Here is a 15,082-nt window from a genome sequence, read left to right on the forward strand (position 1 = left end):
TTCCCATTCCTTCCTGAGCGCGCAGTCAACCATCTGCCCCGTTTCAGTATTCTTGTATTCTCGCCCGGCATTTCCTCCCACCCATGAAAAAGACTTTTTATCCCCTCGGCGACTGGCGGCGCAACCTGCTGCTGGTAGCGGCCGCGGCTAGTTTAGGCCTCACCGCACTGCCCAGCTGCTCTTCGGATAACCGGGCAGCGGAGGAAACTGCTTCCGGCGACTGGAGCGGCGAAACCTACAGCCAAGGGGTTATCACGGAGATGACCGAGGTGCAGCCCGGCGAGTGGAAAATCACGGCTGAGCGGCCCGCGGGCAAGGAGGAGGTAGCAGCTATCCTGCATCATTTTGATGGCAAAGTAGATACCCTGCAAGGCCAGGCGCTGCAAAAGCAAATGCAGGACTACAGCCGTCAGAACCCGGAAAACCGGGTGGGCAGCACTGGCATGATGGACGTGCTTATGTGGAGCGGCATCGGCTACATGGCCGGCCGCTTCCTTACGCCTAACCCCGGGTACTACGCCAACCCCGGCGTGATGCAAAACAACATGGGCTGGCGCCAGAACGTTGCCCGCGAGCGGGAAACCCAGGGTCGGGGCTTTTTCGGCCGGGGTTTTTCCGGCAACCGCAGCTCCCGTTCGGCCGGCATTCAGGAAAGCCGCACGTTCTCGCGGGGCGCTTACCGCAGCACCGCCCCGCGCATGGGCCGCAGCAGCGGCTTCGGTAGCCGGGGCTATGGCGGCGGCTTCGGCGGCTGATTATTGCCCGCCATCCATCCGCATGATCTACCAGCAGCTGCCTTTCTAAAAAGGAGCTGCTGGTGCCGTTTTTACCCTTCCAGCTCGTTCATAATTCATTAGCGTATGATTCGCTTGCTTCCTCTCTCCGGCGACGTCACACCGGCCATTCGTGCGCTGGGCTGGGACTGGGCCGTGGAAGATGCCTGCGCTGCCTACGTAGCCCGTGAGGCCGTGCAGCTTTCTGAAGCCGAGGCCGAAGCGCTGCTGGAAGCCGCCGACACGCTCTACGAAATGCTGGTTCAGGCCATTCCCGACCCCATTCCGGACGACTTGCTGCAGCTGCTGGCCATTCCGGCCAACTTATGGGCGGCCGTGCGGCATTCCTGGAATGATGAGCGCCACTGGCACCTGTATGGCCGCTTTGACCTGGCAGCAACACCCGAAGGCATTAAGCTGCTGGAGTTTAACGCCGATACGGCCACCGGCCTGCCCGAAACGGCCGTGGTGCAGTGGGCCAGCCTGGTAGCCGCCGGGCAGGCCGATGAGGAACGCCAGGCCAATGGCCTGTTTGAAGGCCTGCAGGGCCAGTTCAGCGAGTGGCTGGCCCTCAACCCGGACCTGGATAACAACCTGCTGCTGGTGCATTTGCCCGGCAGCCCCGAAGACGAAACCAACTGTGCTATTCTGGCGGAGGCCGCGCTGGCGGCCGGTTTTGCCAGTGCCCACGTGTGCTCTGCCGATGCCATGCAGGTATCCGTAGCAGGCGACGAGCGGGGCGTTTGGGCCCATGTAGAGCCGGAGCAATGGCAGCGGTTTGGCTTCCTGTTTAAGCTGGTGCCGTGGGAGATTCTGGCCACGGAAGAGCCCGAGCTGACGGCGGAGCTTACCCAGCTGCTGCTTTCCCGCGACGTTATCATTGCCAACCCGGCTTATACGCTGCTCTTCCAAAGCAAAGGTATTCTGGCCTGGCTCTGGCAGGTGTTTCCGCATCACCCGCTGCTGCTGGAAGCCTCCTTGCAGCCGCTAAACGGGCACCACGTGCGCAAGCCGGTTTTGGGCCGCGAGGGGCAGAATGTAACGGAGCTGAAGTCGGGAGGCCAGGAAGGCACGGCCGTAGCCGGCGAATTTGCGCAGCAGCCCGCGGTGTACCAGCGCTGGGCCGAGCTGCCCACCGACCCGCAGGCGCGGCGCTATCAGGCCGGCGTATTCTGGGCCGGGGAAGCCTGCGCGCTGGGCTTCCGTCGCGACGCCGCTTTCATCACGAACCTATCCGAGTTTGTGCCGCACGTGCTACAGTAGACTTTCCCACTTCCCAAAAACAACTGCGGCCGCTCCTGCATAGGAGCGGCCGCTGGCGTTAGAAAAGAATCGGCCACAACCGAAGGTCAGCGAATCTAAAACCCGGCGTATCCGTGATTTAGAAGAGGCGGGGCGGGATGATTTTCAGCTGCGCGATAACCGTTTCGCCGCCTTTCACCTTGTCCCCCATTTTCACTTTCATTTCGGTATCTACCGGCACGAAAATATCCACGCGGGAGCCAAATTTGATGAAGCCAAACTCCTCGCCCTGGGTTACTTCGTCGCCTTCGTTTACATACCAGACAATGCGGCGGGCCATGGCGCCGGCAATCTGCCGGAAAAGCACAAACGGCCCCGCATCCGACTCTACCACTACCGTGGTGCGCTCGTTCTTGGTGCTGCTTTTGGGGTGCCATGCCACCAGGTAGCTGCCCGGGTGGTAGCGGAAATAGCGCACAATGCCCGAAATAGGATTGCGGGTGATGTGCACGTTAATCGGCGACATGAAGATGCTGATCTGCTTGCGCGTGTCGTCAAAATACTCCGACTCGTGCACGTCCTCAATCACCACTACTTTGCCATCTACGGGCGAAACCAGCAGATCTTCGTGGGTGAGCAGGTTGCGGAACGGGCTGCGGAAGAATTGCAGCAGCAGCAGAAAGGCTACCACGGAGGCACCCGCGAATATTTTATTAAACGTATCGTTGGCAGCATTTACCCGAAACAGCAGCAGGTTAACGGCCAGCAGCGCCAGCAGGGTAAAGAAAAGAATACGTCGTCCTTCTTTGTGAATCTTCATGGAATAACGGCAACGGTGGGGGCAGGCGATACGGGGCTTCAGCGGCCTGCCCGGTTCCGACAAACGGCCCATCCGAGCGCCAGCGCGCCAGATGGGCCGTAAAATTCGGAAGAACTTCTACTGCCGGAAAGCAGCAAAGGGCAATGCCCGGGCTTAGAAACCGCCGCGGTATTTATAGGTTTGAGCTACTTTATCAATGGCAACCACATACGCGGCAATGCGCATGGGAATGTTGTATTTCTGGCTGGTGGCGTACACTTTCTCGAAGGCGTCGGACATAATCCGGTCGGCCCGCTCGGTTACCATTTCCTCGGTCCACTTAAAGCCCTGGCGGTTCTGCACCCACTCAAAGTAGGATACGGTTACGCCACCGGAATTGGCCAGAATATCGGGCACCACCATAATGCCTTTCTCATTGATGATGGGGTCAGCGGAAGCCGAAGTGGGTCCGTTGGCGCCTTCTACAATCAGCTTGGCTTTGATATGGTGGGCGTTGTGCTCGGTAATAACGTCTTCTACCGCGGCAGGCACTAGTACGTCTACGTCCGTGAGGAGCAGGTCGTCGGCGTTGTCCATCAGGGTAGCGCCGGTGAAGCCATCCAGGCGGCCTTTGTGGGCGTTCTTGTAGGCAATGGCTTCGTCGATGTTGATACCATTGTCGTTCCAGTAAGCACCGCTTACATCGGATACGCCTTTGATTTTCACTCCTTTCTCGCTCAGCAGCTTAGCGGCCCAGGAGCCTACGTTGCCAAAGCCCTGCACGGCGGCCGAAACCTGCGTGGGCTCCATGCCCAGCTTCTTCAGCGCCGCCAGCGCCGATACCATCACGCCACGGCCAGTGGCCTCGGTGCGACCCAGCGAGCCACCCATTACCAGCGGCTTGCCGGTAACTACGGCGGGTGAGGTAGCGCCCACGGTCTTGCTGAATTCGTCCATCAGCCAGGCCATTTCGCGCGGGCCGGTACCCATATCAGGGGCCGGAATGTCGCGATCGGGGCCAAATACGTCTTTCAGCGCCAGCGTGTAGGCGCGGGTGAGACGCTCAATTTCGCCGGGGCTCATGGTGGTGGGGTCGCAGATGATACCACCTTTGGCACCGCCGTAGGGAATATCAACCACAGCGCACTTCCACGTCATCCAGGCCGCCAGGGCCTTTACTTCGTCGAGGTGCACGTTGTTATCGTAGCGGATGCCGCCTTTGGAAGGGCCGAGAATGGTATTGTGCACCACGCGGTAGCCTTCGAAAACGCGCACTTTGCCGTTGTCCATGGTCACGGGGATGTGCACGATAACCTGCTTATCGGGTGCCTTAAGCACGTTGTAGGTTTCTTCATCGAGACCCAGAATTTCTGTGGCCACGTTGAAGCGCGACATCATAGATTCCAAAGGGTTTTCGGCGTCGACGCGGGGGGCGGGTTCTTTGTACACCGTGGTGGCAGCCATACGAAGAGAAAAAAGTAAAAGTGGGTGGAAAATAACCAACGCAAAACCCGCTGGTGGGCAGCGGGAACAGCGCGGGGTGAATGGGTGGCCAAAGGTAGCAGGTTTATGCCATACGCAAGGAAACTACCCTGGGTACTTTCCTAGCCCAACAATACCTGCAGCAGCAGCAGCACCGGCAGAATGAACAGGAAGGCATCAAACCGGTCGAGCAGGCCGCCGTGGCCGGGCAGAATGCGGCCGGAGTCTTTTACGCCCACGCTGCGCTTCAGCATCGATTCGGCTAAGTCTCCCAGCACCCCAAATACGGCTACTACCCCGGCCACTACCAGGCGCTGGGCCAGGGGTATTTCGGGCAGCAGGTAGCCCAGCGCCCAGCCAACTACTAGGGTGAGCAGGGTGCCGCCCACCCAGCCTTCCCAGGTTTTGCCGGGTGAGATGCTGGGGGCCAGCTTGTGCTTGCCAAAGTTTTTGCCGGCGGCGTAGGCGCCGGTATCCGCGGCCCATACCAGCAGCAGCAGGGCCAGTACGCGCCGGTAGTCGTAGCTGCCGCCACTATAAGCCAAGGGCACCAGCAGCGTCATAGGCACGCTCACATAAAACAGGCCGGTTAGGTTGACGCCCACGTTGGCAAAGGGCCGCTTAGAGCGCGGCCAGATAATCATTTCGCGCACGATCAGTGCCAGCGGCAGCAGCAGTAAAAAGCTCAGCAGCAAAGCCCGCAATACCAGCGCCAGCTCTTCCGTGGCCGTTACTACCGCTCCCAGGCTGTTGAGCGGCTGCCGGGCATCCATGCTCAGAAACAACCCGGATACGCCCATAAACAGCACCAGACTGGCGGCCATACCCAGCAGCGCCGCCGGGGCATAGCCGGAGCGCTTCATCATGCGGTAGAACTCCCACAGCATGCGGGCCTGCACCACGGCAAAAAATAGGGCAAACGTCCAGGCGCTGTACCAGATACAGCCGATCAGCGCCGCCGCACCAATGGCGCCGTACAACACCCGCTGTGCCAGATTGGACATCGGTTTTTTGTCGTTGGAAGTATCGGGGGCGGAGGCAGGCGTAGAAATAGACAAACGAAATCAGATTTAAGAAGCAATATAACGGAAGCAGCCTGCCTTAGCTTACCCTGCCGGCAATTGACTGCCGGGGGCGGGCTCGATGCCATGGCTGGTGAGCGTATGCCCGGCCGGGGGGATGGTGCCCCCAATCTGCACGCCATCGTGGGAAAGGGTGTGCATCACCTTGGGGGCCAGGTCCTGGTTGAAATGTCGGTACGCCAGCACCAGCAGCCCGCCGCTCAGCAGCGCCGATACCAGCATGGCTGGCCAGGGCAAAGCATCAGTAGAATCCGGATCAAAGCTGGTGGCCAGGGCACCCCGCTGCTGCATATAGAGCAGCACCAGCTGTACGGCATTCTGGGTAAAGTGCGCCGCCATAGGCACCAGAATATTACCCGACCACGCATATAAGTAGCCCAGCACCACGCCCAGCACCATGCGCGGCACAAAGCCAAAAAACTGCATGTGAATGGCACTGAAGATAATAGCCGACAGCCAGATGGCCGTGTGGTACGAGCCAAACCAGCGCGTGAGCTGGCGCTGAATCACGCCCCGGAACACCAGCTCCTCGCTGATGGCCGGTACCACGGCAATAACCAGCAGGCCAATCAGCAGCCGGGTGCTGGTTTCAAACTCGGTCAGGAAGCGGGTGAGGTCCTGGGCCTGGGTTTCTTTGTCGCGGGCCCATACCTCAAACTCGTGCAGGAAGGCAGGGAAGTGAATATCGGCGTTCCATTGCACCAGGCCCGACATGGCCGGCAGCATCACCACAATCAGCACCGCGCCCAGCAGCAGCCAACGGATGGGTACCGGGTGCCGGGGGGCAAAGGCCTCCCGCCAGGTCTGGCCCTGAATCCGGGCCAGCACCAGCGCGGCTCCGGCAAAGCCGCCCAGCAGAAATATGCCCTGAGCCAGCATCATCATGGGCCAGCCCTGCGGGTGCCGGGCAGGATTTTGCATTACCTGGCTAAACTCCATCAGCCCAATGCCAAACAGGGCCCCCGTGAGCAGCATCAGCACAAATGAAGCCAGGCAAAAACACAAAAACATAAGGCCTACCAGCAGCAGCAAGGTCAGAATGGGGTGCAAACGACTGGGGACGAAACCTTTCATGGGGGCAGGACAGTTGGAAGTGTCGTAAATTTGCGCAAAATCCTGTAATAGCTTACCCTGTGGTACACATCCGCGACATTGCCCTGCCTGACTTCCCGCTTTTGCTTGCTCCCATGGAGGACGTTTCGGACCCGCCGTTCCGGGCCGTGTGCAAAGCCAATGGGGCTGATTTGATGTATACCGAGTTTATTTCTTCGGAAGGACTGATTCGGGATGCCGCCAAAAGCCGCAAAAAGCTCGACGTGTTCGACTACGAGCGGCCCATTGGCATTCAGCTCTTTGGCTCCGATGTGGATACCATGGGCGAGTGCGCCCGCATCAGCACCGTGGCCGGCCCTGACCTCATCGACATCAACTACGGCTGCCCCGTGAAGCAGGTAGCCTGCCGCGGCGCCGGCGCCGCCCTACTGCGCGACATTCCCAAAATGGTGGAAATGACGGCCGCCGTGGTGCGCAACACGCATTTGCCTGTGACGGTGAAAACCCGCCTGGGCTGGGACGACACCACCAAAAATGTGGAGGAAGTAGCCGAGCGCCTGCAGGATGTCGGCATTGAGGCCCTCACCATTCACGGCCGCACCCGCGTGCAGATGTACAAGGGGGATGCCGACTGGCGCCTGATTGCGGCCATCAAGAATAACCCGCGCATCAAAATTCCCATCTTCGGCAACGGCGACATCGACTCGCCCCAGAAAGCCCTGGAGTACAAAAACCGCTACGGCGTGGATGGCATCATGATTGGCCGCGCCGCCATTGGCTACCCCTGGATTTTCCGGGAGGTGAAGCACTACGTGGCCACCGGCGAGCTGCTGGCCCCGCCCACCGTGGAGGAGCGCGTGAACATGTGCCGCATGCACTTCGAGAAAAGCATTGAGTGGAAAGGCTCGCGCGTGGGTATCTTTGAGATGCGCCGCCACTATGCCCAGTATTTCCGCGGCCTGGAAGGCGCCAAGCAGTGGCGCATGCGCCTGGTAGAGACGGACTCGCCGGAGGAAGTACACAGCATTCTAAACGAAATTATTGCCGCGGAGCCCGTTATGGTGATGTAGGCAACAAGCATCCTTGTACAAAAGGCCGCCGGAAGCACTTGTTTCCGGCGGCTTTCTTTATTTTTCTAATGGCGAAATGGCTAGCTGAGCGGCAGCCCCATTTGCCGCATCTGGGCAGCATAGTCGCGGGCACCCCAGCGGCGGTGTATTTTCCCGTGGTGCATCTGAAACCACTCCATAGCCACTATTTCATAGGATTTGCCCGTAACCGGGCCACCCCGGAAAGAGCCTACCGAATGGCCCCGCTCGGTGTAGCGCACCGCTACCACCTCCCCTTCTGCCACCATAGATTCTATCAGGAGCTGGAGCCCGAAAGCCGCCCACAGCTCCTGCCAGATGGGTATTGCCTCTTTTATGCTACCCCAGCCTAACACCCCGTACACCTGCGCATCCGGGGAAAACACCTGCTGCAGGGCCTCCATATCTCCCTCGTTGAACGCGGCTACATAGCGCAGCACCGTTTCCCGGTTATCTTCTTCCACCATCATATTATCTGCTAATAATGAGTATTGCTACAATTGTACTGCAGCCCACTATCAGAGTCAATAACACGACGAAGTATTACTATTTGTATTTACCTAAAAATCAAGATATAAACCATACTTAAAGCCTATGGTGCCCCTGACCGGGCCCGCCCGCGCTGAAACATCTGCGGCGCTTCTTCGGGCACTTCGGAACAAGTTGCGACCTTTGCACACCCATGGCTACTTCTTCTACTCCCGCCCCGGCCGTTACTACTGCTCCCGCCCCTCCCAGCGTTGCCTCGGCCCCACCCCACCGCGTTCCGGCCTCGGCCTGGTTTCTACTGGTGGTGCTGGCCTGTATCTGGGGTACTTCGTTTATTCTGATGAAGAAGGGTCTGGTGGTGTTTTCGGCGCTGGAGTTGGGCGCTACGCGGGTGAGCGTGGCGGCGCTATTGCTGCTGCCATTTTCCCTGAAGCACATTGGCCGCATCGAGCGCAGCCGTTTTAAGTGGCTGCTGTTCAGCGGCGTTATCGGCACGCTTATTCCGGCGTTCCTGTTTGCTTATGCTGAAACCAAGCTGGCCTCGGGGCTGGCCGGCGTCCTCAATGCCCTGACGGCCGTGTTCACCCTGCTCATGGGGGCTTTGTTTTTTGGGCAGCGCCTGACCAGCCTGCGGGTGCTGGGCATTGCGCTGGGCCTGGCCGGCACCGTGGTGCTGATGCTGCTGGGCGGCAGCGGCGGGGAAGCTACTCCCGCCGGCGAAGGCAACGCCTGGTACGGGCTGTACATTGTGCTGGCCACGGCGGGCTACGGCGTGAGTCTCAACATCATCAAGCACCACTTTCAGGGTATTCCGTCGGTGGCGGTTACCGGGGTACTCCTGCTTTTAATTGGCGGACCGGCACTGGCCTTCCTGCTGCTGGGCACCGATTTCCTGCACAAGCTGACTACCGTGCCCGGCGCCTGGACGGCCTTCGGCTACATTGCCCTGCTGGCCACCATGAGCACCGCCATTGCCATGGTACTGTTCAACAAGCTCATTCACAGCTCTACGGCCCTGTTTGCGGCGTCCAATACCTACATCGTGCCCATTGTGGCGCTGGGCTGGGGCTTGCTGGATGGCGAGGCCTTTAACCTGTGGCACGTGCTGGGCATGGTTATTATTCTGCTCAGCGTTTTTATTATTCACCGGGCCCGGTAGCAGGCTGCTTTAAACGCCTTATTCCTATTTGCCGAATGAGCTGCCCGGTGCTACAAAAGAGATAAGCGTATTACAATCGGTTCCGCTACTTCTGCAGCCGGAAGCGCAGGGGCCTCTCCAGGCTTAATCACTACCGATTGGTGACTGTTGGCAATATAGTAGAAGTCATCACCGACAACTATGCCGGAGGCTGGCCCAGCCGATGTTTCAGACCGAGTGGTTTCCAGTATCTGTGTACCTGTAATTCGCTGACGCGAAGCATCTAACTGAAAGCGAAGAATTCGGGGTGCTCCGTTATCCTGAATACTTATCAGCGCCCCTTTATAATAAGACAAGCTTTTCAGCTGATTCAAGTCGAGAGTTTCTGTAGCCGACACCGGCATCATCTGCTTTGAAGTCAGATTTACGCTAAAAATACCGCGCGTATCGGCTACGTAGAGCGTACGATTATCGTCGCTGAGACAAATGCCGCTGGGTGCCGCAAATGTGCCCGCGGGTAGCCAGGCTTCTAATTCCTCTTCCGGAGGCTGGTTAGTGCGCAATCGATATATGGCACCTGTTTTTAGGTCGGTAGCATAGGCTACGCCTTTGCTACTCACAGCCAGTGCGTTTAGCAGGTGCTGTGCTGTATCATTTACAAAGCCTAACTGACGTAAAAACCCAGATTGGGAGTCAAATTCCCATATGCCCGATCTTTTGCCTTGCGGCCCCCAGCCAGTGGCGCAGGCCCAAAGACTACGATGGGCAGCGTCTATTCCTAGGGCCCGCACTTCGCCTAAAACCGGCAGTTGTTGCTGGCCCCATTGCATATCGGGCGCGGGTACCGGCGCAGGCATCCAAAAGTCTTCAGGATTACCCTTTTTATCAATCCGCACAATTTTGCGCTGTTGAATGCTGCCTACTAAAGAAGCATTTACTGCGTCTGTCATACGCCAAACCCCATGGCTGCAACTCGCGGCCAGGAACCTGAAATGCAGTGCTACTCCGATTAGCTGCTACTTGGCTGGCATTGGGGGCAGGTTTGGTTGCCTGTTGCGCCAGGGCGGGCACTGCAGCCAGCAGCAACAGGAAAAGCAGCTTCTTCATGCCGAAAGATATCAAACCATCATATCTGTCGCCATTTCTTTAGCTCGGATACCTGATAGAAATAAAGTACAGGGAGGAAACTATTCGGCTGGTTGCAGGAGGCCGTTTCTTTCCCATAACTGTTTTTTACTTATTAATTCCTGCGCTACGCCATCCAGTTGCTCGCGCATCTCCTCCGACAGGCGGCTGAATCCTAGCATGCGCACAGTGGCCAGCATTGCAGCCTCGCGGGGCAGCGCAAAACTCTGCTCCACTACCGTACGCAGGGCGCGGGCCAGTTCTTCCGGGGCTACAAAAGCCAGCTTGCGCGAAATAGCGGGCAGCGGGCTCCGGTCGCGCACGGGGGCTTCCTGCATGGTCATATCCCACAAAAACTCTCCCTGCTGCCGGATGTGGCGCAGGTTGGTGGCCAAAAGTGCCGCGTCGCGGCCAGCCTTGCGGATGCGCGCCCCCACCTGCGTGGCCCCGCTGGCCTGGGCCAGCCGGCGGGTAGCTTCGTCCAGGTGAATCGGGCTTTCGATGCGCACCACCAGCGCCAGCCAATGGGCCAGCTGGCCCAGGCTGTGCTGGTGTAGCTCGCGGTGCGCCACGGCAGCCGGCAGTTGCGCCACTTGATAAGGAGTGGCCTGGGGCTGGCTAACTGGCAGGTTTTCTTCCCGATTAATTTCTAGGGCGGCTTCACTGACTACCACCGCTTCCGGCTCGTCGGGCTCATCCTGGGCAGGCAGGCGGCGGGCTTCCTCAATGGCCTGTACGGCCCGCTCGGCTTCCCGCTCCGGGTCGCGGAACCAGTCGGTGCTCCAGATGCGGTGCAGGCGCCAGCCCACGTTTTCCAGCACCTCCTGCCGCAGCCGGTCCCGGTCGCGGGCCGAGCGGGCCGAGTGGTACATGGCACCGTCGCACTCAATGCCCAGCACGTAGCGGCCGGGCTGCTCCGGGTCCACCACGGCCAGATCGATGTAAAAGCCCTGGCTCCCGATTTGCGGGCGCACCGCGTACCCACGGGCCGTGAGGGCGCGGTACACCGCCTCCTCAAACGGCGACTCTATTGCGCGGCCGGTTTCCTGGTTTTGGTTCAGGCGGCCGTGCTGGGCAAAGTTGAGGAAGGTTTTCAGGGCGGCCACGCCCTTGGCGCGGGTGCGGCCCAGGTCCAGGTCATCGGCTATGAGGTTGGTAAATACCTCGCAACGCTGCCTGGCGCGGGTGATGAGCACGTTCAGGCGCCGCTCGCCACCTTCGCCGTTCAGGGGGCCAAAACTCATGGTGAGGTACCCTTCCCGGGTGCGCCCGTACCCGATGCTGATCAGAATAACATCCCGCTCATCGCCCTGCACGTTTTCCAGGTTCTTGATGAAGAATGGCTCGTGGGGGTGGCGGTTGAAGAATGCTTCGGTTTCGGGGTGCTGGCGGCGCAGCTTTTCCAGCGCATCCTGAATGGCCTGCCGCTGGGCCGTGCTGAAGGCCACCACGCCCAGCGTCAGCCGGGGCGTGGTTCGGGCGTGCTGCAGCACTGCTTCGGCCACGGCCTGCGCCTCCAGCGGATTGGTTCGCGTGGTGCCCCGCTCGTAGTGCGTATGGGGCAGATGATGGTACACCAGTCCCAGCTGGCCCTGCCCGCCGGGGCTGGGGAAAATCACCAGCTTGTCTTCGTAAAACAAATGGTTGGAAGCCGCAATCAGGGACTGATGCAGCGAGCGGTAGTGCCAGCGCAGCATTCGCTCCGGCATCTGGCGGGCTTTGCACAGCTCCAGAATACTCTGGATGTCGGCCGTCACGTTTTCCTCATCGGCTTCTTCGCCGGTGCCGGTCAGGGAATCAAAAAAGGAAGTTGGCGGCAGCTGCTTCGAATCGCCGACCACTACCAGCTGCCGGCCGCGGGCAATGGCGCCCAGCGCATCCACCGGCTTCACCTGCGAGGCTTCGTCAAACACCACCAGATCAAATTCCACGGCGCCCGGCGGCAGGTAGCTGGCCACCGAAAGCGGCGACATCATAAACACCGGTTTAATGGCCTGAATGGCCTGCCCGGCCTCCTCCATGAGTCGGCGCAGGGGCTTGTGCCGGGATTTTTTGGCGAATTCGTTGCGCAGCAGCAGCATCTGCCCGCCGGCCTGGGGGTTGGGCAGCTGCTCGTAATGCAGAAGCAGCGCCCGCACACGGTTATGGTAGAGCGAGTCACGGTCGGCCTGGCGGAAACGGGCGGCCAAGGCTTCGTGGCCGGCGCGCTCAAACTGCCGCAGGGCCGGATGCTGCTCGTAGGCTTGCCGCTGCAGATACTCCAGCCAGGTCTGGCGCACGGCGGCCACCAGCAAATGGGCCGCCTCGGCCCAGCTTTCCGCCAGCGGCAGCAGCCCCGGGAAGTTTTCGGCCTGCACGGTAGCAGACACGTTGTTCCACTCCACCACCAGCTGCAGCCTGGGCAGATTATCAGCCCAAGTGGCCAGCTTTTCCTGCTGCGCGGTAAACAACTGAAACTGCAGGCGGCCCTCCGGCCCGAAACGTTGCGCCTCGTTCAGGCGCAACGCCTCCACCACAGCTTGCACCGTGGTACGATGCCGGGCCAGCGCCGTTTCCAGCACCACCAATGGCGCCGTGATTTCGGCCGCCTGGGCCACGCGGGCCAGGTACGGCAGCAACGCCGGCGGCAGCTCGTGGCGGCTGATGCGCTGGTGCGAGAGGGAGAGGAACTGCTGCACCTTCGCCAGCGCCGGCCAATTGGAGCGCGCGCCCTGCCAGGCGGCACCGAACAACTGGACCATGAGCGGGGCGGCCTCGTTCAGCACCTGCTGGTGCCGGGCGGCTTCGTGAATGGCATCCAGGACGGTTACTAACCCGGCGGGCTCTTTGGGCAGGGGCGCCCGCCACAGGCTTTGCAGCCGCTGGCGGGCCCGGCGGTAGTCGCCGCTGAGAAAATTCCACCATTTAGGGCCGTGGCTAAGCAGCAGGGCTCGTTCGGTCAGCAGCTGCTGGCCCCAGGCTTCAGGCAGTAAAGTGTCATCGTGCTGCTGGTGCAGGGCCGCCAGGGCCGAGCCCGCCTGCAGTACTTCCGCGAGGTGGGTAGCCTGCCGGTTCCAGGCTTCCTCGGCTACCGCTACGCCGGTTAGGGGTGGGGCCAGCTGGGCATGGCGGGCGGCGGGCAGCAGCAGCTCGGCGGCCACCCGCTGGGTTGGAATGGGCAGCCCCAGGTGTTGGGCCAGGTTAGCGGCGGCGGTTTGCAGCTCGGCTACCGCTGTTTGTGCTGCCCGTAGCGCGTGCGTCAGCGCGTCCGCATCGGCAGGAAGCAGCACGGTCAGCTCGCTACCCCAGAATAAAAGCTGACGGGGCACGCCGGTTTTCTGTAGTGTAGCCTGCAGGCGGGCAGCCAGGGCTTCGGCCTGAGCCGCCTCGGCATCCGTCCACTGCGCCAGGCCGGGAAACGGGAGGCGCGGTAGCTCCACTGCTCCCCGCGCTTCCCGCAGCTGCAACAGCTCGCCGGCCACCTGCTGCACGGTGCGGCGGCTGTGCCCGATGGGCGCATTCACAGCCAGCGCATAGTCGTTGAGGCTCTGGCGGTAGCGCGGGAGCTGGCTTACCTGGTCTTCGATACCCACGGCAGAGGCCGGGCGGCCCAGGCTGAGCGTGGCGCGCAGCTCGTCGTGCAGGGCTTTTTTGTTGGCTTTATGGCTGTGCAGCTCCAGGCAGGCCGCGCCCAGCCCCAGCTTATCGAGGCGGCGTTTTACTACTTCTAGGGCCGCCATTTTTTCGGCCACGAATAATACCTTTTTGCCGGCCCCAATGGCTTCGGCCAGCAGGTTGGCAATGGTTTGTGACTTGCCCGTGCCGGGCGGGCCCTGCACCACCAGGTTGCGGCCTTCGTGCACGGCCAGCAGGGCCAGCAACTGGGAGGAGTCGGCGTCCAGCACCTGGTGCAGCTCGTGAGCGGGGCTTTCCGTGTCGAGAAAAGCGGTGTCGCTGACCGTCGGAGGCGCATCGGAGAAGCCGGTATCGGGGCCCAGCAGCGCCCCAATGGCGGGGTGCTGGAGCAGGGAAGCACCGGCGGGCCAGTTGGCGGGGTCTAGGTCGCGGTACAGCATAAACTTCCCGAAGGAGAAAAAGCCCAGCGCAATACTGTCGGGGGCTACGGCCCAGCGGGGCAGGCCAGCAATGGCTTGGGTTACGGCAGCGTAATATTCCGGCAGGCGGCCATCCTCTTCCAGCTCCGGCAAGGGCAGTGCCAGGCCAAAACCAGCGCGCAGCCGGGCCTGCAGCGAGAGGTTCCCTTCTACCTCGGCCCCGGTGTAGCGCAGCTTAAAGCGCTCGGCGGCTGTACCGCGCTCCAGCAGCACCGGCACCAGCACCAAGGGGGCCAGCCGGGGCTCGGCGCTGCTTTCGGCTTCGTACCAGGTAAGCATGCCCAGAGCCAGGTACAGAATATTAACGCCCTGCTCTTCCAGACTGGTGCGGGCGGTGTAGTAGGTGTTCAGCAGGCGGCTTTCCAGCTTGGCCAGCGGCTCGGCGGTTTGCAGCTTGTTGTCGAGAAGCAGGGCCTGGCGGGCGGCCTTGGCAAGGGTAATTTCGGGCCCCTCCGGCACTGCCACGTCCGGCTTCGCAGGCTCCGAAGCAGCCTGGAAATACATGGTTTTGCCTTGGCGTACCAGTACCTCATACACCGCTGTGGCTTCTTCCTGCACCACGCCCACGCCCTGTGCTTTCGACACTCGAAAATTCAGCAGCGGATTGCGCATCCCTAAATCCAGCAGCTCCTGGCGCGAGGCTTCCAGACGGGCCGCGAGGGAAGGATCAATCGTCATTTCCTTTTTATAAATAATGGTAGTCTTAACTCAATCCAC

General features: G+C 60.7%; 11 protein-coding genes. 4 read left to right on the top strand and 7 right to left on the bottom strand.

All coding sequences use genetic code 11. The features are described 5' to 3' along the window. Window positions 1-83: 83 nt before the first annotated feature. Entirely contained in the window at window positions 84-755 is a 672-nt protein-coding gene (locus AM218_RS13630) for a Cj0371 family chemotaxis-regulating polar lipoprotein (RefSeq protein ID WP_054414400.1), read from the top strand. A 105-nt stretch (window positions 756-860) separates the two neighbouring features. Further along, a complete protein-coding gene (locus AM218_RS13635; RefSeq protein WP_054414401.1) occupies window positions 861-2,036 on the top strand; it encodes a glutathionylspermidine synthase family protein in 1,176 nt (391 codons plus the stop codon). 118 nt (window positions 2,037-2,154) lie between these two features. Here AM218_RS13635 and AM218_RS13640 read toward each other — a convergent pair whose 3' ends face one another. The 4 genes from AM218_RS13640 to AM218_RS13655 form a co-directional block, all read right to left on the bottom strand. Beyond that, window positions 2,155-2,835, bottom strand: a complete 681-nt coding sequence (locus AM218_RS13640) for a phosphatidylserine decarboxylase family protein (RefSeq protein WP_054414402.1) — start codon at window positions 2,833-2,835, stop codon at window positions 2,155-2,157. 153 nt (window positions 2,836-2,988) lie between these two features. Further along, on the bottom strand, window positions 2,989-4,278 hold the full coding sequence (locus AM218_RS13645; protein ID WP_054414403.1) for a Glu/Leu/Phe/Val family dehydrogenase: 1,290 nt from the start codon (window positions 4,276-4,278) through the stop codon (window positions 2,989-2,991). A gap of 140 nt (window positions 4,279-4,418) precedes the next feature. After that, window positions 4,419-5,354 carry a phosphatidate cytidylyltransferase gene (locus AM218_RS13650; RefSeq protein WP_054414404.1) on the bottom strand — a complete coding sequence of 312 codons (936 nt, stop codon included), beginning with the start codon at window positions 5,352-5,354 and terminating at the stop codon, window positions 4,419-4,421. Between the two features lie 48 nt (window positions 5,355-5,402). Continuing rightward, the gene (locus AM218_RS13655; protein ID WP_082318240.1) at window positions 5,403-6,452 is read right to left on the bottom strand and encodes a CPBP family intramembrane glutamic endopeptidase; all 1,050 of its coding nucleotides are present in this window, start codon (window positions 6,450-6,452) and stop codon (window positions 5,403-5,405) included. Window positions 6,453-6,511: 59 nt separating this feature from the next. Between AM218_RS13655 and dusB the strand changes: the two genes are divergently transcribed. Beyond that, complete coding sequence (gene dusB, locus AM218_RS13660; RefSeq protein ID WP_054414406.1) at window positions 6,512-7,501, top strand: tRNA dihydrouridine synthase DusB; 990 nt, start codon at window positions 6,512-6,514, stop codon at window positions 7,499-7,501. 80 nt (window positions 7,502-7,581) lie between these two features. Here the strand turns inward: dusB and AM218_RS13665 are convergent, their stop codons facing one another. Further along, window positions 7,582-7,989 (bottom strand): ester cyclase, encoded by a 408-nt coding sequence (locus AM218_RS13665; protein WP_197273975.1) that lies wholly within the window; start codon window positions 7,987-7,989, stop codon window positions 7,582-7,584. Window positions 7,990-8,201: 212 nt separating this feature from the next. Between AM218_RS13665 and AM218_RS13670 the strand changes: the two genes are divergently transcribed. Further along, entirely contained in the window at window positions 8,202-9,167 is a 966-nt protein-coding gene (locus AM218_RS13670) for a DMT family transporter (protein ID WP_082318241.1), read from the top strand. Between the two features lie 50 nt (window positions 9,168-9,217). On the opposite strand, the gene AM218_RS13675 is transcribed toward AM218_RS13670, so the two are convergent. Then, window positions 9,218-10,096 (bottom strand): SMP-30/gluconolactonase/LRE family protein, encoded by an 879-nt coding sequence (locus AM218_RS13675; protein WP_054414407.1) that lies wholly within the window; start codon window positions 10,094-10,096, stop codon window positions 9,218-9,220. 237 nt (window positions 10,097-10,333) lie between these two features. Next, window positions 10,334-15,043: an anti-phage protein ProA gene (proA, locus tag AM218_RS13680; RefSeq protein WP_054414408.1), complete on the bottom strand. Its 4,710-nt coding sequence runs from the start codon at window positions 15,041-15,043 to the stop codon at window positions 10,334-10,336. Window positions 15,044-15,082: the final 39 nt, after the last annotated feature.

It is taken from the genome of Hymenobacter sp. DG25A, from assembly GCF_001280305.1.
In the GTDB taxonomy this organism is placed as follows: Bacteria; Bacteroidota; Bacteroidia; order Cytophagales; family Hymenobacteraceae; genus Hymenobacter.